The organism is Nocardioides limicola, from assembly GCF_016827675.1.
GTDB classification, from domain to species: Bacteria; Actinomycetota; Actinomycetes; order Propionibacteriales; family Nocardioidaceae; genus Nocardioides; species Nocardioides limicola.
Genome location: NZ_JAERJA010000003.1, coordinates 141,527 through 162,440, shown reverse-complemented (window position 1 = coordinate 162,440; position 20,914 = coordinate 141,527). Strand labels below are relative to the sequence as shown.

Sequence of the window (20,914 nt, the reverse complement as noted above, 5' to 3'; positions counted from 1 at the left end):
CTTGACCATCGTCTCGTTGGTTCCGACACCCAACGAGTGGCCGGACCGGCTCATCCTGACACCGATCTGCCCGCGGCGGAACTGCGCTCCGGCCACGAGGGTCGACCTCCGTTTCGTGCTCTGAGCACAGTGACGGACCTCACGCCCACTCCTAGGGTGCTGTCTGCGACCCCAGCCTCCAGGAGCCCGAAATGGGATTCATCAGCCCCTCACCCCAACCCGTCGAACCCAGCGAGTTCCTCCAGTTGCCGCTGCGTGAGCGGATCCGGCTGCTGGCCGTGCACTGGGTCGAAGACGGCTTCGGCACCCCCCGGGTGCTGCACATCGTCTACGTCCTGAAGATGCTCGGCCTCTACTTCGGCGTCGGGCTCTGGATCACCGCGATGACCACGGCCGGGGTCGAGTTCACCGACCCCTCCACCTGGTTCGACAACATCGTCGTCTACCAGAAGCTCGCGGTGTGGCTGATGCTGCTCGAGGTCATCGGCCTGGGCGGCGCCTTCGGACCGTTGTGCGGGCACTTCGTGCCGATGCTCGGGAACATCCGCTACTGGATCCGGCCCGGCACCATCCGGATGGCGCCATGGGGGAGACGTGTCCCCTTCACCGGTGGTGACGAGCGCACCATCGTCGACGTACTGCTCTATCTCGGTGTGCTGGCCAGCCTCGCCTACCCGCTGCTCCGCAGTGCCGAGCCGATCGCGCTGCTTCCCCAGGGCACCGGACCCCAGGAGCTGATCCCGCCGGCCGCGTTCATCCCGATCCTGGTGCTGATGCCGCTGATGGGGCTGCGCGACAAGGTCATCTTCCTGGCCGCTCGTTCGGAGCAGTACCTGCCGATCATGCTCTTCTCGGCCACCTTCGGCTGGCTGGTGACCAGGGATGGCGCGAGCACCGCCGACTTCGTGAACCTGGTGGTCGCCTTCAAGATCATCATCTGCGTGGTGTGGATCGGCGCCGGCGTGTCGAAGCTCGGCGAGCACTTCATCAACGTCGTACCGCCGATGGTGTCGAACAGCCCCGGCCAGCTCAACGTCGTCAAGCGGCGGCACTACCGCAACGCCCCCGAGGACCTCCGGCCGAGCCGAGTGGCCTGGTTCATGGCCCACGTCGGCGGCACCACGGTCGAGATCGCCATCCCGCTGGTGCTGCTGCTGACCACCAACAACACGATCGCCCTGGCGGGTGCGGTGGCGATGCTGATCTTCCACGTCTTCATCACCTCGACCTTCCCGTTGGCGGTCCCGCTGGAGTGGAACGTCTACTTCGGCTACATCGCGATCGTGTTGTGGGCCGGCTTCGGCGATGGTTTCGACGCGTCGGTCTACAACATCTGGGAGTTCTCCGAGCCGCTGCTGCTGATCCCGATCTTCGCGGTGTTGTGCTTCGGTCCGGTGCTGGGCAACCTGCGGCCCGACCTGGTGTCGTTCCTGCCGTCGATGCGGCAGTACGCCGGCAACTGGGCGTCGGCGGTCTGGGCGATGAAGCCCGGGGTCGAGGAGCGTCTCAACGAGTTGCCGCTGGTGGAGAACCAGGTCGACCAGCTGCAGCGGATGCAGCCGATGCCGTATCAGAAGGACGACGCGGAGATGACCGTCCAGAAGGCGCTCGCCTGGCGGTCCATGCACAGCCAAGGTCGCGGCCTGTTCTCGGTGCTCTACGAGCATCTCGACGACATCGAGGGGCGCACCGTCCGCGAGGGCGAGTTCATCTGCAACGCCTTGCTCGGCTGGAACTTCGGCGACGGCCATCTGCACGACGAGCGGCTCGTCGCCGCCGTCCAGCGGCGACTGAACCTGCAGCCGGGCGATCTGGTGGTCGCCTACTGCGAGTCCCAGGCGATCCCGTGGGCCAACCCGCCGCAGGCCTATCGGGTCATCGACGCCGCGCTCGGGGTCGTCGAGCGGGGCACCTGGAACGTCAAGGACTGTGTCAAGGAGCAGCCGTGGCTGCCGAACGGCCCGATCCCGCTCGAGGTCACCTGGGCGGCCGAGGGGTATCAACGGCAGCAGACGCTGACCAGTGGCAGCGGGCAGCACGCGTGACCACGGCCGTCGTGGTGGGCAGCGGCCCGAACGGGCTCGCGGCTGCGATCACGCTGGCCCGGGAGGGGGTGGACGTCACCGTTCTGGAGGCGGCGATCCGCCCCGGGGGCGGAGCCCGCACATCCGAGTTGACGGTGCCCGGCCTGGCGCACGATGACTGCTCGGCGTTCCACCCCACCGGGATCGTGTCCCCGTTCCTGGCATCGCTGGACCTGGCCGGGCACGGACTGGAGTGGCTGTGGCCCGAGATCGACCTGGCCCACCCGCTTGACGATGGCCGGGCCGGGGTCCTGTCGCGGGACATGGCGCGCACCGCCGAGACGCTCGGCGGCGACGCCCGCAGTTGGGGACGACTGTTCGGCACCTACGTCGATCGGATCGACGACCTGGTCGAGGACATCTTCCAACCCATCCTGCACCTCCCGAAGCATCCGATCACGCTGGCCCGGTTCGGCACCAACGCCCTGCTCCCCGCGACCTGGACCGCACGTCGGTGGCGCGAGGATCCGGCACGGGCGCTGTTCATGGGGGTCGCCGCGCACGCCTTCGGGCGGCTGGACACGCCGCTGAGCGGATCGGTCGGGCTGATGCTCACCGCGGTGGGACATGCCGCAGGCTGGCCGGTCGCCAAGGGCGGTTCCGGCACCATCACCGCTGCGCTGCTCGGGATCCTCGAAGGGTACGGCGGCAAGGTGAGGACCAGCGTCAGGGTCGAGTCCCTCGATCAACTCCGCGATCTGACGGGCGTGCCACCCGACATCGTGATGCTCGACACCGCGCCCGATGCCGTCGTACGCATCGTCGGCGACAGGCTGCCGCGACGGGTCCGCAAGGCCCTCACCTCGTACCGGTACGGCCCGGCGGTGCACAAGGTCGACTTCGCCATCGAGGGGGATGTGCCCTGGATCAACGAGCACTGCCGGCGTGCCGGCACCCTCCACCTGGGCGGCACCGCCGAGCAGATCCGGGCCAGCGAAGCCGCGACCGCTCGTGGTCGGATGCCGGCGGACCCGTTCGTCCTGGTCGGGCAGCAGTACCTCGCCGACCCGTCGCGCTCCGTGGGGTCGGTCAACCCGCTGTGGGCCTATGCCCACGTGCCCCATGGGTGGGGGTCGGACGCCACCGAGGCGGTGACCCGGCAGATCGAGCGGTTCGCTCCCGGCTTCCGCGGCCAGGTCGTGGCCACGCACAGCCGGACGGCCGTCCAGATGGGCTCCTACAACGCCAACTACGTCGGGGGAGACATCAGTGCCGGTGCCAACACGGCACGTCAGATCGCGCTGCGACCCCGCCTCGCGGTCAACCCCTACGTGCTCGGCGTACCGGGGGTCTACCTGTGTTCCTCGGCCACGCCGCCGGGGGCGGGCGTCCATGGCATGGGTGGGTTCAACGCCGCCCGGACCGCGCTGGCGCGCGCACGCTGATCCCGACCGATCAGCGGGAGGCTTCCGGGGCCGATGGCAGGAACGGAGGGTGAAGGAGCGTGCTGGTTGGCAGGTCACCGCCCTGGCGCGGGTCGGGCAACCTGGTTCTCGTCGACGTGGACGATCTCAAGGGGCAGGTGACTCTGGGGACCGGCTGAGTGGTGGAGTTGGGCGGCCTCCTCGAAGCGAGCGGCGGCTGAGGCGCTGGCTGTCGGGGCCACGTACACCTCGATGCCGCTGTAGTCCCTGTTGGGGCCACCGTGAGCGAACTGGTAGCCGTGGGTGTCGAGGATCCCGCTTTCGACCAGCGACTCCACTGCGGTCAGGGCGTCGTCGCCAGAAGTCTTCGCCTGCTTCACGATGATTGTGATGTCCGCAGGGAGCTCGGCGATAGCCCGGGTCACTTCGCCAGGCAGGTCACCGACCCACCAGACCGTCACGCTTCGGGCGTCGTAGTCGAGCCCGGTGGCAGCGAAGCCAGGAAGGTCCCAGAACGTCGCGATCGAGTCCGCAGCATCGTCGACCTGCTGTTCCGCCAATGTGATCCGCGACGTGTTCTGGTCGTCCGAGTCTCCGGGAGGCGTCGTGCTCTCCTGCGAGAGTGCGGTGGCAGTCGCCATTGCGGCCACGGCAGCCGTTGCCACGAACACGGCTATCACGCTTCCAAGGGTGAGGCCTCGTCTGGTCACGTCACCCTCCTGGTCGACAGTCGGTCAAGTGATGTGACGTGTCATGGCGTCGGGTGGTTCCCGTCAGGCTTCGTCGGGGGGCAGGGCCGTGGGGCTATCCGGGCTCGAACCCCTCGACCAGGGCGACCAGCTCCTGCGCCACCCGCTCCATCGGCTCGCTGGAGCGCTGCGCGAGGCCGAGGACGACGGCGCCTTCGATGGCTGCGAGCGCCAGGGTGGCCAGCGACTCGGCGCGGTCGCCGGGTAGCCCGTGGTTGACGAGCATCTGGCTCATCGCGTGCGTCCAGGAGGTGAAGGCCTCACCGGCCAGGTCCCGGGCCTCGGGTTCGCTGGCGCCGCCCAGAGCGGCGGCCACCACCGGGCAGCCGGCGGTGTAGTCGCTGGCCTCGGCCTCGGCGCGCCACACCTCCACGAGCAGTGGGATCGCTTCGGCGGGGGTGAGGGTGACCAGGTAGTCGATGCCGGTGGTGTACTCGTCGATGGCGCTGCGGACCGCGTCGCCGACCATCTCCGAACGACCCCCGGGGAAGTAGTGGTACAGCGAGCCCCGGGAGGCGCCGGCGGCGGCGACGACGTCGAGCATGGTGGTACCGGGGACGCCGTTGCGGCGGATCAGGTCGCGGGTGGTGCGGACGATCCGATCGCGGTTCTCCGGGTTGGGCCGCCGAGCCATCGCCGGCTCACAGACCGCGGCGGCCGACGCGGACGCTGTCGCGACCGTTGCGGATCAGGTAGGCGGTCACGTTGAACGCCGGGTGGCGACGCGGAGCCGGTTCACGGCCGTCGGCCATCCGCCACATCTGCACCGTGTACGCCGTGAGCTCGGTGAGGCTGTCGATCAGCCGGATCCCGCTGCGCTTGGGCTTGACGGTGCTGGCGGTGACGGTGCCGTCCAGCAGTTGGCCGGGTACGTCGGGTTCGACGGTGAGTGGCCGGCCCAGGCCGATCAGGTCGACCGCCCCGGAGGCGACCGCGTCGTTCATCGCCTCGGCGGTGCGGAAGCCGCCGGTGAGCATCAACGGCAGATCGGGCAGTTCGGCGCGAACCCGTTCGGCGTAGTCGAGGAAGTAGGCCTCGCGGCGTCGGGTGCTCTCCTTCAGGGTCGGGTCGACGCCCAGCATGGCCGCGGAGGAGTAGGTGCCACCGGAGATCTCCAGCAGGTCGATCCCTTCGGCGGCCAGGGCGCGAACCACGTCGAGGGACTCGTCCTCGTTGAAGCCGCCGCGCTGGAAGTCAGCGGAGTTGAGTTTGATCGCCAGGGCGACATCGGGGCCGATCTCGGCGCGGATGGCGCGGACCAGGGCGAGCACGAAGCGGCGCCGGTTCTCCGGTGTACCGCCCCACTCGTCGGTGCGCTGGTTGGCCAGCGGGGAGAGGAACTGGCTGACCAGGTAGCCGTGTGCGCCGTGGATCTGGATGCCGTCGAAGCCGGCGCGGATCAAGATGCCGGCGGTGGTCGCGAACCGGGCGATGATCTCCTCGATCTCGGCGACGGTCAGCTCGCGCGGTTCGGCGAACATGCCGCCGGCGCCGGGCAGGGCGACCGCGGAGGGGGCGACCGGCTGCGGGGTCAGGGTGCGGGGGGCCTGCCGGCCGGGGTGGTTGATCTGTGCCCAGGCGGCGGCGCCGCCGGACTTGATGATCTGGGCCCACTCGACCAGATCGGCGAACGCAGAGTCGTCCTCGACGACCACGTTGCCGGGTTCGCCGATCGCGCGTCGGTCGACCATCACGTTGCCGGTGATGATCAGGCCGAGCCCGTTGTCGGCCCAGCGGCGGTAGAGGTTCTTGATCCGGGAGCCGGGGGAGTGGTCGCGCCGGGCCAGGCTCTCGCTGAGTGCGCCCTTGGCCAGGCGGTTGCGGAGCACGATGCCCTCGCGCAGGGTGAGGGGCTGGTGCAGGGCCTCGGCGGCGGTGGTGGTGGTCACGGGTGCTCCTTGGGGACGGGATCGACCTTAAGTATGCACACCTACATAGTTATTTGGACAGGGTCCGGGCGTGTGACCTGCCTCACCCGCGATCACCTCACCGGTCGAGCTCGGCCATCGCGGCCAGCTGCTCCAGATAGTGCGCGAGTGAGTCGGCACGCAGCGTCACCGAGACGATCGTGGCGCCGGCCTCGGCCAGCCTCGCCACCGCATCCTGGGCGAGGTCCGGTTCGCCGAGGGGGTCCAGGGGCCGGCCCGGACCCAGCACCGTCTCGAACTCCGCGGGTACGTCGACCTCGCCGAGCATCCGGGCCAGCTCACCGGCGCCGAGTCCGAACGGCACCCAGCCGTCGCCGAGGGCGATCGCCCGTCGCAGTGATCGGCGGGTCCGGCCGCCGACCCACAGCGGCACCCGCGGCTGCACGGCGTACGGGTCCACGACCACGTCGGCGAAGGCGAAGTGTGCCCCGTCGTACACGGGCTCGCGCTGGGACAGCGCCGCTCGCAGTGCCGCGAGTGCGTCGTCGGCGATGGCGCCCCGGCCCTCGAAGGTCGCCCCGAGGACGGCGAACTCCTCCTCGAGTGATCCGACGCCGACCCCGAGCACCAGTCGGCCGCCACTGATCCGGTCCAGGGTGCCGTACCGCTTGGCGATCGCCAGGGGGTGGTGGTAGCCGAGCACCAGCACCTGGGTGGCGAAGCGAATCCGCTCGGTGTGCCCGGCCAGGAACCCGAAGGTGGCCAACGGATCCCAGTAGGTGCCACCTCGCTCGGCGGCGACCCCGGTCGGCACCAGCACGTGCTCACTGCACGTCAGGTGGTGGTAGTCGAGCCGTTCGGCTTCCTGCGCCACCCTGACCAGGTCATCGATCCCGGCGGCCCGCTCCCAGGTGCTGCTGGCGCCCGGGACCGCGGTGACGATCGGGCTGCTCACGGCGAGTCTCATCGGCGTGCCTCGCTGGACCGGGTCTGCGCCATCCGCGTCAACCTAGCAGTCGGCTGGACCGGATGGGTGGCCTCGATACACCGCCTCGTTCCTCGGCGGCACTCGACCACCGAGCGTGAGCGGTTCGGCGGTCGACCACCGAGCGTGAGCGGTTCGGCGGTCGAGTAGCGAGCGTGAGCTGTTCGGCGGTCGAGTCGCGAGCGTCAGCTGTTCGGCGGTCGAGTAGCGAGCGTGAGCGGTTCGGCGGTCGAGTCGCGAGCGTGAGCTGTTCGGCGGTCGAGTAGCGAGCGTCAGCGAGCGTATCGAGACCCCGTTCGACCGACCAGATGTGAAACCTCGACCGCCGAAATGTGACACCTCGGCCGACCAGATGTGACACCTCGCGGGTTAGGGGAGGGCGGCGTCCAGGGCCTCGATCACCCGCGGACGCAGCCGGGCCACGCTGATCACCTCGTCCACCGAGCCGACCTGCACCGCACGGTGGATGTCGTGGACGCCGTCGAACTCCGCCGCCACCTCGCTGATCTTCTCCGGACGCACCGAGGCCTCGAGTTCGGCGAGCTCGACCACCAGCCTGCTCTGGTCGGCGCCACTGGCCTCGGCGATCTCATCCTTCAGCTTCTGCAACCGGGGGTCGGCCGAGGTGCGCTTCTGCACCTCGCCGGCGAAGACCACCGCTGCGGCCGGGGCGCCACCGATCACCGACGCGTACGAGCCCTCCAGGGCCAGCACCGTCATGTTCGGGTTCAGCGCCTTGGAGAAGACCACGAAGGCGCCGCCGTGGTAGCGGGAGATGACCACGAAGACGATCGGTCCGTCGAAGTTCACGATCGCCCGACCGATCTCGGCGCCGTACTCCAACTGCAGGTGCCGCATCGAGTCCGGGGAGCCGTCGAAGCCGGACAGGTTCGCCAGCACCACCAGCGGACGGTTGCCGCTGGCCGCATTGATCGCCCGGGCCGCCTTCTTCGACGAACGCGGGAACAGGGTGCCTGCCGTGTACGTGTCGGGCCCGTCGGTGGGAGGGAACCCCAGCCGGGGCACCGGCCGCGACTCGATGCCGAGCAGGCACACCGGGTGCCCGCCCAGGTGGGCATCCTGCACGACCGCGGTGTCGGCGTCGGCCATCCCGGCCCATCGCTCCAAGGTGCGGTGATCCTGGTCGGCCAGCGCCCGCATCACGGTCCGGATGTCGAACGGCTTCTTGCGGTCCGGGTTCTTCGTCGCCGAGAAGATCTCACCCACGGTGCTGAAGTCGCTGTCGGGGCAGGTGTGCGGGAAGGAGGCGATGTCCCGGTCCGCAGGGTCGGTGGTCACCGCCCGGCGGGGGCGTCGTTCACCCGGGACCACATAGGTGTGGTCGTAGTGGGCCATCAGTACGTCGAAGGCGCCGGCCAGGTCCGGAGCCCAGTACTGCGCCTGGCCGTTCGGGCCCATCACCCGGTCGTAGCCGCCGATGCCGAAGTTGTCCTCGGCCGAGACGCCGCCGGAGAAGTCCAGGGACTGCTTCCCGGTCAGCACCATCGCACTGTCCGGGGTCATCACCAGGATGCCCTTGGTGTGCATCAGCATCGTCGCCTCGGCGTTCCAGTACGGCTGCGCGCCGACGTTGATGCCGGCCACCACGATGTTGATCTCGCCGCCGGCCTGGGTGAACTCGATGATCCGCTTCAACGCGGCGGCGACCCAGTCCATGTTCTCGGTGCCGGACTCCATCGAGATCCGGGCACCCGCCGAGAGCGCGAACCACTCCACCGGCACCTGCATCCGCTCGGCGAGGTCGATGGCGGCGATGACCCGGCTGCATTCGGGCTCGGCGACCGCACCCAACGCCATCGTCGGGTCGCCGCAGAGCACCACCCGGGTGACGCCCTCGGGGTGCTGGGAGGTCGGCGTGGTCACCACCGCGACCAGGATGCCGGCCTTGTTCAGGCCGCGCGGGCGGTGCACCGGGACCAGGGTTCCGGTGTCGTCGAGGTCGTGCTCGACCAGGGTGCCGCCGGGACCGGCCAGCACCGACTCGAGCTCGTAGGGGTAGACCAGGCCGCGTCGACGGGCCCGGACCACCTTGTTGCTGTACTCGTCCAGCGGCTTCAGCGGCTCCGTGGGCGGCGCCTCCACCGAGGCGGTGACGCCGGCGCCGGGCCGGGAGTGGAACCGGATCACCACGGGTGTCGGGCCGTCCGGGCCGGCCAGGCTGCCCTGCGCGCAGACCTCCTCGATGCCGGCGTTGTCGGTCAGCGGCGTGATCTTGCCCTGCAGGGCGCCCAACTGCTCCGGGTCCGCGTCGACCACGGGCCATACCTGCACCCACACGTGGTTGGTGTCGAGCTTGCTGCCGGCTGCGCCGCGGGCGGTGCGTGCCCGCCGGATCGCCTCCAGGCAGTTCTCCACCGCACGCTCGGCGTGCGGGACACCGACGACCTTGCCGTCATCGTCGCGGACCACGGCGAGCTGCCGCACCTGGGCCAGCGCCACCAGGCGCCGATCCTGGGGGTTCTCCTTGGCCACGCACTCGTAGAGGAGCACGTCCTCGGGGGCCTCGATCCGGGTGACGTCGAAGTTGCGCAGCCGCCACAGGTTGAGTCGCCGGCCGACCATCGGATGCACGCCGCGGATCAGGTCGTCCTCGACCGTCGTGTCGTCGGGGCCGGGCCGGAAGCTGAAGTAGCCGACCGGACGTCCGCCGCCGGGGCAGACCGCGATGGTGACCCGGCGTACGTCGAGCGCGAGGGCGCCGACCAGGCGGGCCAGTTCCGCGCTCGCCGCCTCGGGTGCCTCGGGGGCGTCGGGCCAGTGCAGGTAGAGGTCGATGACGGCGTCGTCGCCTCCGGTGCGGGCGGCCACCTCCTCGGCGAGTGCGGTGGTCAGCGCGGGGTCGCTGAGTTCGGCGACCGAGCCGACCGTGGAGATCAGCCGCGTCGGCCGCTGGTCCAGCGTGTAGTCGGCCACCGCGAACGGGCGCCCGCCACGCTGCACCGAGGCCACGCCGGTCAGGTCGTGCTCGCGGTAGTGCCGCCGGACCAGCACCTCCAGCATCGGCTCCTCTTCGGGTACGCCGTGCTGGAGCCGTTCGGCCAGGAAGTCCACGATCTGCTCGGGGATGGCGGCCAGCGCCTCGATCCGCTCGGCCCGGTCCGGCAGGTCGGGGTCCGCGGCCAGGGCCGCGACCTGGTCCTGGACGCCGCCGAGCACGCTGGCCCGTTCGGCGTCCACCAGGGGCTGGTCGAACCAGCGGAACCGGACACTGCGGGCCAGGTCGCCGACCACCGGGAACCTGAGCTGGGTGGCCCGGACCAGGCGCTCCAGCAGTTCGCGGACCGGTCCGGCCAGGTCGGCCGGGACCGGCGGCTCGGCGATCCAGCGCTGCAGCAGCCCGGTCACCAGGTGCACCTCGGGCGCCGAGCGCTGCTGGGCGAGGAAGATCCGGAAGACCGCAGCCTCCAGCGCCGGGGTCCGGTCCCAGTCGGTGACGCCGTAGTGGGCGAGCACCCGGGCGAGCCGGTCGGTGAACTGGGCGGGGAGGCCGTCGCGCTCCACGTCGAGGCTGCGTAGGTAGGAATGGAAGTGCTCCCGGGAGCTGTGCACGCGCAGTTCGGTGTGCAGCTCCTCCCCGGCGGGCCGGTTCCGGCTCAGCTCCGCGAAGTCGGCGAAGAGACCGAGCAGTGGCAGCTCCTCGGCCACCACGTCGTGCCCGGCGCGGACGAGTTCGTCGCGGACCGACAGGTACTGCGCGACCGCGTCGTCGCCGTCGTTCGGGTCGAGGTCGAAGCCCATCGCCAGCGCGGCCACGTCGGCCCGGGTGGCCGCCGCGCGTGAGGTCGCCGACGCGGCGGGGTTCAGTTCGGGCAGGTCCAGCGGCGGGCCGGCGGTGTCGCTGGCCGACTCCTCGTCGGTGCCGTCGCCGATCGGCTCCAGCCGCACCAGCGGTGCGCCGGTCTCGACCTGGCTGCCGGTCATCACCATCAGTTCCTGCACCCGCGCCTCGAAGGGGGCGCGCAACACGGTCTCCATCTTCATGCTTTCCAGCACCAGTACCGGTGCGCCGGCGGGCACCACGTCCCCGACGGCCACCGGTGAGGCCACCACGAGTGCCGGTGCGGGTGAGCGGAGCACGCCGCCCTCGTCCCGGCTGACCCGGTGGGCGACCCCGTTGACCTCGACCAGGTGCACCGGGCCGTGGGTGGCGGTGACCATCCGGTACTCGCGGTCACCGACTCGCAGGCGGGCGTGGAACTCGCCGCGGCGCTCCAGCTGGGCCACCACCTCGTGGACGAGGTCCCCGGCGCCGATCCGGACCCGGAACCGGGACGGGCCGATCTGCAGCACGGTGACCTGGTACGACGTACCCCGCAGCTTGAACTCGACCGGTCGGCCGACCCGGTGCTGGACCTGGGGCCGGCCGCCGTGGGCGCTCTCCAGGAGGCGGGCGATCTCCACCCGCTCCTCGTCCTGGTAGGCCTCGATGCCGGCCGCGACCAGAGCGATGCCGGAGTGTTCGTGGACGACCAGGCGGCCCTGGTCCCGGGCACGGTCGATCCAGGCGGTGTCGGCGGTGCCGTCGATCACCTCGGGCTGGTCGAGGAGGTCGAGCACGAAGCTCTTGTTGCAGGCCCCGCCCTCGATCACCACGCAGGTCTCGGCCATCGCCCGGCGCAGTCGTGCCAGTGCCTCGGCGCGGGTGCTGCCGTGGGCGATGATCTTGGCGATCATCGAGTCGAAGTCGGCGGGGATGGTGTCGCCTTCGCCGACACCGGTGTCCACCCGGATCCCGGGGCCCGAGGGCAGCTCCAGCAGCGCTATCCGGCCCGGGGCGGGCGCGAAGTCGCGGTCGGGGTCCTCGGCGTTGAGCCGGGCCTCGACGGCGTGTCCCTTCTCGGTGGGCCGGTCGCCTTCGAGGCGGGCGCCGGCGGCGACCCGGATCTGGGCCTTGACCAGGTCGAAGTCGCAGGTGACCTCGGTGATCGGGTGCTCCACCTGCAGGCGGGTGTTGACCTCCAGGAACGCGAACGTCCGCTCGCCCGGGTGGTAGAGGAACTCCACGGTGCCGGCGCCGCGGTAGCCGACCGCGATCGCCAGCCGTTCCGCGGCTGCCTTCAGTTCGGCATTCTGGTCCGCGTCCAGGACGGGGGAGGCGGACTCCTCGATCACCTTCTGGTTGCGTCGCTGTACGGAGCAGTCGCGCACTCCGATGGCCCAGGCGGTGTCCTGGCCGTCGGCGATCACCTGCACCTCGACGTGCCGGGCACCGGTGACCAGTCGCTCCAGGAAGACCACGCCGCTGCCGAAGGCGCGCTCCGCCTCGTCCCGGGTGCGCTGGTAGGCGTCGCTGAGGTCGTCGGCCGAGTCGACCCGCCGGATGCCGCGGCCGCCGCCGCCGGCGGTGGCCTTGAGCATCAGCGGGTAGCCGACCCGTTCGGCCGCGGCGAGTGCCTGCTCCAGGGTGTCTACTCCGCCACCGCTCCACGGGGCGACCGGGACACCGACCTCCTCGGCGATCAGCTTGGAGCCGATCTTGTCGCCGAGCTTGCGCATCGCCTCGGCGCTGGGGCCGATGAAGGTGACCCCGAGCCGGTCGCACAGGTCCGCGAACGCGGGGTCCTCGGCGACGAATCCCCAGCCCACCCAGGCCGCGTCGGCACCGGACTCGACCAGCACCCGCTCCAGCACGGCCAGGTCGATGTAGGGCCGCGCCGACGCCGGGCCGAGCGGCCACGCCTCGTCCGCCTCGCGGGCGAACATCGCGGTGCGCTCCTCGTCGGTGTGCAGCGCGATGGTGCGGATCGGGGTTCCGCCCTCGGCGTTGAGGTCCCGCACGGCGTGGATCAGCCGCATCGCGGCCTCTCCTCGGTTGACGATGGCGATTCGGGTGAACATGGCGTGGCTCCTTCGGCTGCCGAGGAACGGCGGTCGGGCCTGAAGGCTGTCATGGGTGGCGGGTTACGGGCGAGTACGACGCGTACGCGTGAGTAGCCACGGCTCGCCAGCACGGGGGTACTGCTACGCGCGGGGCCGGTTCCGGGGTACGCTGGGCCTCGTCCGGAGTCAGATTCAGTGCTCTGAGATGAAGGCTGCCCCCGATGGCCATCTGGTCCGAGTGAGGCAGGTCTATCGGAGCGATCCGGGGGTCGAGGTCTGTGGCCCCCTGCGTGGCCCGGACATCGCCGTACCAACTGGCACGTCACCGCAGTGTGGCGTGGGAGGAGTTCTCTTGGCCGCACAGGGTCGACGCCGTTCCGGCGCAGCGCGCACCACCTCGGGTGGTCGTCGTCGCGCTCAGGACAACCAGGGCATCATCCCGATCCTGGCGATGCGGGTGCGGGAGGTGGAGACCAAGGTGCAGCGCGGCGAGGTCGCCGCCGCCGGCTTCCAGGCGATCGCGCTGCTGGTGCGTGAGGAGCGCGCCGCGTTGAATGCGGACACCTCGTTGACGGCTGCGCAACGCGACGGCCAGCTCAAGCGACTCGACGGGATCGCCACCATCCTGGCCCAGACCGCGGCCCGGCAGCCGGCGCTGTTCACGCTGCTGGCCGACGATGCCGACGTCTCCGACGCCGCCCGCCGGTTGAAGCGGGAGATGGAGATCGCCGGCGGCCGGGAGCCCGAGCCGGTGCCCGAGCAGAAGCCCCGTGCCGCGGTGGACACCGAGCGTGCCGAGCGGCGGGTGGTGCCCCAGTCGGTGATCCGGGCGCAGATGGCCAACCCGTTCATGACGCCCGACTACCAGGCCGCGCCGCCGAAGCTGACCGAGCGTCGGCTGGCCGGCTGGGAGCTGATCGGGCCGCTGCTGAACGCGTTCGAGCACCCGTCCCCGGGCGCCTCGTCCTGCATGGAGCTGCCCGACCCACGGCCGGTGCTGCTGCCCGAGGGCCTGGAGCTGATGGGCCACCAGGCCAAGCTGCTGGCCGCGGTCGCCAAGGGGCACCGCACCTTCCTGCTCGCCGACGAGCCGGGTCTGGGCAAGACCGCTCAGGCGCTGCTCGCCGCTCAGGCCGCCGACGCGTTCCCGCTGCTGGCCGTGGTGCCCAACGTGGTGAAGACCAACTGGGCGCGCGAGGTGAGCATGTGGACGCCGTCGCGCAGCGTCTCGGTGATCCACGGCGACGGTGAGCACGTGGACGGGTTCGCCGACATCATGGTGGTCAACTACGAGGTGCTGGACCGGCACGTCGACTGGATCGGCGAGCACGGCTTCCGCGGCATGATCGTGGACGAGGCGCACTTCATCAAGAACAAGAAGTCGCAGCGCTCCCAGCACGTCCTCGAGATCGCCGACCGGATCCGCCGCCGGGTGGCCAGGCCGCTGATGATGGCGCTGACCGGCACCCCGCTGATCAACGACGTCGAGGACTTCCGCACCATCTGGCAGTTCCTGGGCTGGATCGAGGAGAAGCAGCCGGGGCTGGCGCTGATGGCGTCGCTGGAGGCGACCGGGATGACCCCGGCCGACTTCGGCTTCTATCCGGCGGCCCGGCAGGCGGTCGTCGACATGGGCATCGTCCGCCGCCGCAAGGTGGACGTGGCCGCCGACATCCCGGCGCGTCGGATCGCGGACGTCCCGGTCGAGCTCAGCGACGCCGACACCCGCTCCATCCGCGACGCCGAACGCGAGCTCGCGGTGCGGCTGGCGCAGCGCTACGACGCGGCGATGGTGACGCGTCGCGGCGGCGACCAGGTCGACGGCATCGACCACGAGCTGGTACGCCGGGTGGCGGGCTGGGAGCTCTCCGACAGCGACGACTCGGGCAGCGGCGACAACGTCTTCGCGATGATGCGCCGGATCGGCCGGGCCAAGGCCGAGCTGGCCGCCGACTATGCCGCCCAGTTGGCGCGCAGTGCCGGCAAGGTGGTCCTGTTCGCCAAGCACCTGGACGTGATGGATGCGGCCGGGGCGCTCTTCGACCGGCGCGAGATCCGCTACACCGAGATCCGTGGCGACCAGTCCGCGACCGCGCGACAGAAGGCGATCGACTCATTCGTCAACGACCCCGACGTAGCCGTGATCGTCTGCTCGTTGACCGCGGCCGGGGTGGGCATCAACCTCCAGGTCGCCTCCGACGTGGTGCTCGCCGAGCTGTCCTGGACCGACGCGGAGCAGACCCAGGCCATCGACCGGGTGCACCGGATCGGTCAGACCGAGCCGGTCACCGCGTGGCGGATCATCGCCGCGCAGACCATCGACGCCCGGGTCGCCGAGTTGATCGACTCCAAGGCCGGTCTGGCCGCCCGCGCTCTGGACGGGGCCGACGGGGAGGTCTCCACCACCGACATCCGGCTGGAGGCGCTGGTCACCCTGCTCACCCAGACACTGGAGCAGCGCGGCTGAGTCAGCGGCGCTGAATCACCGGGGCCGAGTCACCGGGTCAGCAGGGCGTCGATCGCGGCCGGGGCCAGCACCTGGTCGAGCGCCAGTCGGGCGCAGCCGACCAGGCCGGCCCGTTCTCCGTGGGTGGCGGGCAGCAGCTTCAGATCCCGGGTGGCCAGGGCGGACGCGCGCGAGTAGAGGCTCTCCCGCAACCCCGCGGCGTACACGTCGAAGGCGGCGCCCATGTCGCCGGCCACCACCACCGCTTCGGGGTTGAGCAGGGTGACCGCGTCGGCGAGCACCTCGCCGAGCCGGCGGGCGCTCTCCCGCAGCAGCGCGCGGGCCTCGGCGTCGCCGGTCTGGGCGCGGGCCACCACCTCACGCACGTGGGCGACGTCGTCGCCGCGGGCACGCAACTGCTGCACCAGGGCCCAGCCGGCGGCGATCGCCTCGACGCAGCCGGAGTCGCCGCAGCGGCAGGGCAGCCCGGCCGCGGCGTCGACCTTGACGTGGCCGATCTCGCCGGCTCCGCCTCGGTGGCCGCGGACCAGCCGGCCGTCCACCACCACGCCGAGGCCGAAGCCGGTGGAGGCCTTCACGGCGAGCAGGTCGCGGACCTCACGCAGGTGTCCGTCCCGCTCGGAGACCGCGAGCGCCTGGCAGTCGCTGCCGACCACCACCGGGGCCGAGGTGACGTGCTGCAGGTACGGCGCCAGCGGGATGCCGTCCCAGCCGGCCAGCACGGGGGAGTCGACGCTGGCGCCCTTGTCGATGTCGACGACGCCGGGGATGGAGAGCCCCACCCCCCAGATCCGGCCCTGGTCCTGGCCGCCGGGGGAGAGCTGGGCGAGCAGGGCGGCGAACTCGTCGCCGACGAACTGCATCGCCGCGTCGGCTCCGGCGCTGACCTCGTGGTCGTGGCTGCTGGAGACCAGGGCGGTGCCGTCGAGGTCGCAGACGGCCAACTGGATGCGGCTGCGGCCGATGGCGCCGGCCAGCACCAGCCCGGCGCCGGGGGAGAACCGCAGCCGACCGGCCGGGCGGCCGCCGGTGGCGGTGCTCTCGGCCTCGGTGAGCAGGCCGAGGTCGGCCAGCGCCGCGAGCCGGGAGGTGATCGCGGTGCGGGAGAGGCCGGTGTGGCGTTGCAGGTCGGCCCGGGTCACGACCTGTCCGGCGCGGATCAGCTGCAGCAGGTCGCCGGCTGTGGTGGTTCTTTCCATGGTGGCCGCATTCAATCACCCCCCTTTGGATTATGAAAGACCTAAGGACTGTTCAAGACAGACATAATTGGTCTACCATCGTCGGTGTGACCCAGATCAAGCCAGCGATCAACCCCGTGATCGCCGACGTGACCAGCCGAATCCAGCAGCGCAGCGCGGCCTCCCGGGCCGCCTACCTGGAGCGCAACCGTGCCGCCGCCGTGCGCGGCCCGGCCCGCGGGAGGCTGGCGTGCACCAACCTCGCGCACGGCTTCGCCGCCGCCGACGAGCCGGTGAAGACCGGCCTGCGGTCGGGGCGCAAACCCAACATCGCGCTGGTCTCTGCCTACAACGACATGCTCAGCGCGCACCAGCCGTTCCGGGACTACCCCGAGGTGCTCAACCGTGCGGTGCTGAAGGCGGGCGGGTTGAGTCAGTTCGCCGGGGGAGTGCCGGCGATGTGTGACGGCGTCACCCAGGGCCGCGACGGGATGGAGTTGTCGCTGTTCAGTCGGGACGTGATCGCCATGTCGACCGCGATCGCGCTCTCCCACGACATGTTCGACGGCGCGCTGCTGATGGGGGTCTGCGACAAGATCGTGCCCGGCCTGGTGATCGGGGCGCTCTCCTTCGGGCACCTGCCGGCGGTCTTCGTGCCGGCCGGGCCGATGGCCTCGGGCCTGCCGAACGGCGAGAAGGCCAAGGTCCGGCAGCGGTACGCCGAGGGCCTGGCCACCCGCGAGGAGCTGCTGGAGTCCGAGGCGGCCTCCTACCACTCGGCCGGGACGTGCACCTTCTACGGCACCGCCAACTCCAACCAGATGCTGATGGAGGTGCTGGGTCTGCACCTGCCGGGGGCCTCGTTCGTGCCTCCGGGCACCGCGCTGCGGACCGCGTTCACCGAGGCCGCCGGCGCCCGGGTGACCGCGATCTCCCGTGAGGAGGAGTACACCCCGATCGGTGAGGTGGTGGACGAGAAGGCGATCGTGAACGCCTGCGTGGCGCTGCTGGCCACCGGTGGCTCCACCAACCACACGATGCACCTGGTCGCGATGGCGGCCGCGGCCGGGATCTCGCTGACCTGGGACGACCTGTCGGACCTGTCCGCGGTGGTGCCCTCGATCGCCAGGGTCTACCCGAACGGCAGCGCGGACGTGAACCACTTCCACGCCGCCGGCGGGACGGCGTACACGATCGCGACGTTGCTGGACGCCGGACTGCTGCACGAGGACGTGCGCACCGTCGCCGGTCCGGGCCTGCGCCGCTACACGGCCGAGGCGCGCCTGGACGGCGACGCGGTGACCTGGGTGGAGGGTCCGACCGAGTCCGCCGACACCGCGGTGCTGCGTAGCGCGGCGGACCCGTTCACCGCCGACGGCGGGCTGCGGGTGATGGGCGGGCCGTTGGGTCGTGCGGTCACCAAGGTCTCCGCGGTCGGCCTGGAGCATCGGGTGATCAGCGCACCGGCCAAGGTGTACGACGACCAGTCCGAGCTGTTGGCTGCGTTCGGCGCGGGCGAGCTCGACGGCCAGGACTTCGTGGCGGTGGTCCGCTACCAGGGGCCGGCCGGCAACGGGATGCCGGAGCTGCACAAGCTGACCCCGGCGCTGGGGGTGTTGCAGGACCGCGGCCAGAAGGTCGCCCTGGTCACCGACGGGCGGATGTCCGGCGCGTCGGGGAAGGTGCCGGCGGCGATCCACGTCACCCCCGAGGCGGCGTTGGGTGGCCCGTTGGCGCGGGTTCGTGACGGGGACCTGATCACCGTCGACACCGACCGTGGCCTGCTCGACATCGGTGTCGACGAGGCCGAGTTGGCGGCCCGAGCGGCCGGGGGCCGGCCGCGCACCGAGGCCGAGCAGGCGGGCACCGGCCGCGAACTGTTCGCCGCCTTCCGGGCTACCGTCGGGACTGCCGACACCGGTGCCAGTGTGTTCCGTGTGATCGGCGAAGCCCAGGAGGTGCGCGATGTCGTCCACGTCTGACCTGCTCTCGATCGTCCCGGTGATGCCGGTGGTGGTCATCGACGACGTCGCCGACGCCGTCCCGCTGGCGCGGGCGCTGGTGGCCGGTGGCCTGCCGGCGATCGAGCTGACGCTGCGCACCCCGGTGGCCCTCGAGGCGGCCAGGGCGATCGCCGCGGAGGTGCCGGAGATCGCGCTGGGTCTGGGCACCGTGACCACCCCGGCCCAGGCCGAGGCAGCCGCCGCTGCGGGCGCGTCGTTCCTGGTGTCGCCGGGGGCGACGCCGACGCTGCTGGCGGCGATGACCGACACCGGGGTGCCGTTCCTGGCGGGCACGTCCACGCCGTCGGAGGTGATGGCGGTGCTGGAGGCGGGTCTGACGCAGATGAAGTTCTTCCCCGCCGAGGCTGCCGGTGGGGTGCGGATGCTCACCTCGATCGCCGGGCCGTTGCCGCAGGCACGCTTCTGTCCCACCGGCGGCATCACCGCCGCCACCGCGCCCGACTATCTGGCGTTGGCCAACGTCGGCTGTGTGGGCGGGACCTGGCTGACCCCGAAGGACGCGGTGGCGGCCAAGGACTGGGGCCGGATCGCCGACCTGGCCGCGGAGGCCGCTGCGCTGGGTTGATGCTGGCTATCGTGGGGGCGACCACCGAGGAGGTTGCCCATGCCCGCGATGCCGCGCTACGACACCTTCGATGCGTACGCCGCCGCCCAGCCGGCACACGCGCGGCCGCTCATCGACCGGCTGCGGGTGCTGGTCGCCGAGGTGGCGCCTGAGCTCACCGAGTCGGTGAAGTGGGGCAACGGCTGTTGGCTCGACGTGGACCGTCCGGTGGCCTATGTGCATACCGAGGCCGATCATGTGCAGTTCGGCTTCTTCGGTGGGGCGCATCTCGATGACCCGGATGGGCTGTTGGCCGGGAAGGGCAAGCACGTGCGGCACGTGCGGGTTGACACCGCTGCCGACGCCGAGCGGGACAGCGTCGCCGCTCTGCTCCGGCGAGCGGTCAGCGGGTGAGCATGAGCCGGCGTCAGCTCGCTTCTGGCAGGCCCGACTCGCGGGTGGGGATGTAGGTGTAGCGGCCAGATGGCTGTGGTCGTCGGCGCGGTGGTCTCAGATACTTGAGGGTCCACTCGGTGTCCGAATGTCGGAGTAGTTCGTGTTTGCCCTGGTGGACGGTGCGGTGGTGGTGTCCGCAGAGGGGGAGGGCGTTGTCGAGGTCGGTGCCTCCGCCGTGACTCCAGGGGGTGGGGTGGTGGATCTCGCACCAGTCGAAGGGCCGGTCGCAGCCGGCGATGGCGCAGGAGTCGTGGGTGAGCGCGAGTGCCTGGCGCTGCTTGTCGGTGTGCAGTCGGCGGGCTCGTCCCAGGTCGAGTGGCTCGGATCGGCCACCGAGGACCGCCGGCACGAGCTGGGCCTGGCAGGCCAGGCGCCGGGCTTCGGCTGCGGAGATGTCGACTCCGGAACCGGTGGTGGCGACCCCGGCCTCGCTCAGTTTGGCGATCAGGTCGTCCAGGTCCATCTTCACCAGCATGGTGATGGCTGAGGGGCCGAGCCGGTCGGTGGGCAAGTGCTCGATGAGTTCGCACAGTGCGTGGCCGAGACGGTCGGTGACGCCCCAGTCGGGCGCGGAGTCGTCCACGATCGAGTTGCCGGCGCGGTCGCGGACCAGGCGGCGTGGGGCGGAGAGCTTCTCCAAGACGCTGCGCAGCAGCTCGCCGTGGCGCTCGGGGATGGAGAACCTGCCCGAGTAGGTGCCGTCGCCGCGCGGACCCATCGACAGCCAGGTTTCGCCGTGGCCGCGCCGTTCGTGTCCGTTGACGCTCATGGCCTGGTGGCGAAGGTGCAGGTCGTGGTCGATCCGGGCGTAGGCGCGGCGGGCGGCCTGCCGCAGGCGGGCCGGTGGCATCGGGACGCCGGACCGGGTGCCTTCGCCGGTGGCTTTGGCGATCAGGAGGTCTTCGGCAGCCGCGATCTGCTGCGGGGTGGCCTCGTCCACGGTGGGCGCGAGGCCGTTCACGATGGCTCGGGCCTGGTCCAACCGGATCCTGCCCTCGCTCAGGGCGGTCAGAGTGGGCCGGTGGTGGGCCTGCAAGGCCTCGGCCAGCAGCAGTCCGCCGTTGAGCAGCTCGCGGCGGTCCCCGGTCAGTCTGGCCAACCAGGCGTCGGTGCCCGTGTCGCCGGTGTCTTCTGCGGCCTGGCGACGCTCGGCCTCGGCGGCGAGTTGCAGCTTCAGGGCCTGCAGCTGGGACTCCAGCGCGGCTGCCTCGGTGATCGCCGTGGTCAGCCCGACCTCGTCGAGGTCGCTGAGCGGAGTTGCTAGAGCGTTCGCGACTTGGCTGCGAGCGGCGCGCACGTGACTGACCATGTGGTCTGCCGATGCGCCGAATCGCTCCATGACGTGACTATATCA

Annotated in this window: 13 protein-coding genes; 6 read left to right on the top strand and 7 right to left on the bottom strand. The window is 71.0% G+C overall.

Annotated features, from left to right (window positions below):
* The first annotated feature begins 191 nt into the window (after nucleotides 1-191).
* Both JKG67_RS07895 and JKG67_RS07890 read left to right on the top strand, forming a co-directional pair.
* Nucleotides 192-2,045, top strand: a complete 1,854-nt coding sequence (locus JKG67_RS07895; RefSeq protein WP_203336750.1) for a DUF3556 domain-containing protein — start codon at nucleotides 192-194, stop codon at nucleotides 2,043-2,045.
* A complete protein-coding gene (locus JKG67_RS07890; protein ID WP_203336749.1) occupies nucleotides 2,042-3,469 on the top strand; it encodes a phytoene desaturase family protein in 1,428 nt (475 codons plus the stop codon). The genes JKG67_RS07895 and JKG67_RS07890 overlap by 4 nt, the downstream gene beginning before the upstream one ends.
* Before the next feature lie 74 nt (nucleotides 3,470-3,543).
* On the opposite strand, the gene JKG67_RS07885 is transcribed toward JKG67_RS07890, so the two are convergent.
* The 5 genes from JKG67_RS07885 to JKG67_RS07865 all read right to left on the bottom strand — a co-directional run bounded on the left by JKG67_RS07885 (nucleotide 3,544) and on the right by JKG67_RS07865 (nucleotide 12,909).
* A complete protein-coding gene (locus JKG67_RS07885; protein ID WP_203336748.1) occupies nucleotides 3,544-4,158 on the bottom strand; it encodes a hypothetical protein in 615 nt (204 codons plus the stop codon).
* Nucleotides 4,159-4,252: 94 nt separating this feature from the next.
* Nucleotides 4,253-4,831 (bottom strand): TetR/AcrR family transcriptional regulator, encoded by a 579-nt coding sequence (locus JKG67_RS07880; protein ID WP_203336747.1) that lies wholly within the window; start codon nucleotides 4,829-4,831, stop codon nucleotides 4,253-4,255.
* A gap of 7 nt (nucleotides 4,832-4,838) precedes the next feature.
* Nucleotides 4,839-6,086 (bottom strand): NADH:flavin oxidoreductase/NADH oxidase family protein, encoded by a 1,248-nt coding sequence (locus tag JKG67_RS07875; RefSeq protein WP_307816473.1) that lies wholly within the window; start codon nucleotides 6,084-6,086, stop codon nucleotides 4,839-4,841.
* Nucleotides 6,087-6,183: 97 nt separating this feature from the next.
* Nucleotides 6,184-7,020 (bottom strand): TIGR03619 family F420-dependent LLM class oxidoreductase, encoded by an 837-nt coding sequence (locus tag JKG67_RS07870; protein ID WP_203336746.1) that lies wholly within the window; start codon nucleotides 7,018-7,020, stop codon nucleotides 6,184-6,186.
* A gap of 399 nt (nucleotides 7,021-7,419) precedes the next feature.
* The gene (locus JKG67_RS07865) at nucleotides 7,420-12,909 is read right to left on the bottom strand and encodes an ATP-binding protein (protein ID WP_203336745.1); all 5,490 of its coding nucleotides are present in this window, start codon (nucleotides 12,907-12,909) and stop codon (nucleotides 7,420-7,422) included.
* A 334-nt stretch (nucleotides 12,910-13,243) separates the two neighbouring features.
* Here JKG67_RS07865 and JKG67_RS07860 point away from each other — a divergent pair, with 334 nt between their 5' ends.
* Nucleotides 13,244-15,358, top strand: coding sequence for a DEAD/DEAH box helicase (locus tag JKG67_RS07860; protein WP_238998140.1), 2,115 nt, complete (start codon nucleotides 13,244-13,246; stop codon nucleotides 15,356-15,358).
* Nucleotides 15,359-15,387: 29 nt separating this feature from the next.
* Here JKG67_RS07860 and JKG67_RS07855 read toward each other — a convergent pair whose 3' ends face one another.
* Nucleotides 15,388-16,557: an ROK family protein gene (locus JKG67_RS07855; protein ID WP_203336743.1), complete on the bottom strand. Its 1,170-nt coding sequence runs from the start codon at nucleotides 16,555-16,557 to the stop codon at nucleotides 15,388-15,390.
* 86 nt (nucleotides 16,558-16,643) lie between these two features.
* Between JKG67_RS07855 and edd the strand changes: the two genes are divergently transcribed.
* From edd to JKG67_RS07840, 3 genes are read left to right on the top strand one after another with little or no spacing between them, the layout of a single operon-like run.
* Nucleotides 16,644-18,518 (top strand): phosphogluconate dehydratase, encoded by a 1,875-nt coding sequence (gene edd / locus JKG67_RS07850; RefSeq protein WP_307816472.1) that lies wholly within the window; start codon nucleotides 16,644-16,646, stop codon nucleotides 18,516-18,518.
* A complete protein-coding gene (gene eda / locus JKG67_RS07845) occupies nucleotides 18,502-19,125 on the top strand; it encodes a bifunctional 4-hydroxy-2-oxoglutarate aldolase/2-dehydro-3-deoxy-phosphogluconate aldolase (protein WP_203336742.1) in 624 nt (207 codons plus the stop codon). The genes edd and eda overlap by 17 nt, the downstream gene beginning before the upstream one ends.
* A 39-nt stretch (nucleotides 19,126-19,164) precedes the next feature.
* Nucleotides 19,165-19,518: a DUF1801 domain-containing protein gene (locus tag JKG67_RS07840; protein ID WP_203336741.1), complete on the top strand. Its 354-nt coding sequence runs from the start codon at nucleotides 19,165-19,167 to the stop codon at nucleotides 19,516-19,518.
* 13 nt (nucleotides 19,519-19,531) lie between these two features.
* Here the strand turns inward: JKG67_RS07840 and JKG67_RS07835 are convergent, their stop codons facing one another.
* A complete protein-coding gene (locus JKG67_RS07835) occupies nucleotides 19,532-20,899 on the bottom strand; it encodes an HNH endonuclease signature motif containing protein (RefSeq protein ID WP_203336740.1) in 1,368 nt (455 codons plus the stop codon).
* Nucleotides 20,900-20,914 lie beyond the last annotated feature (15 nt).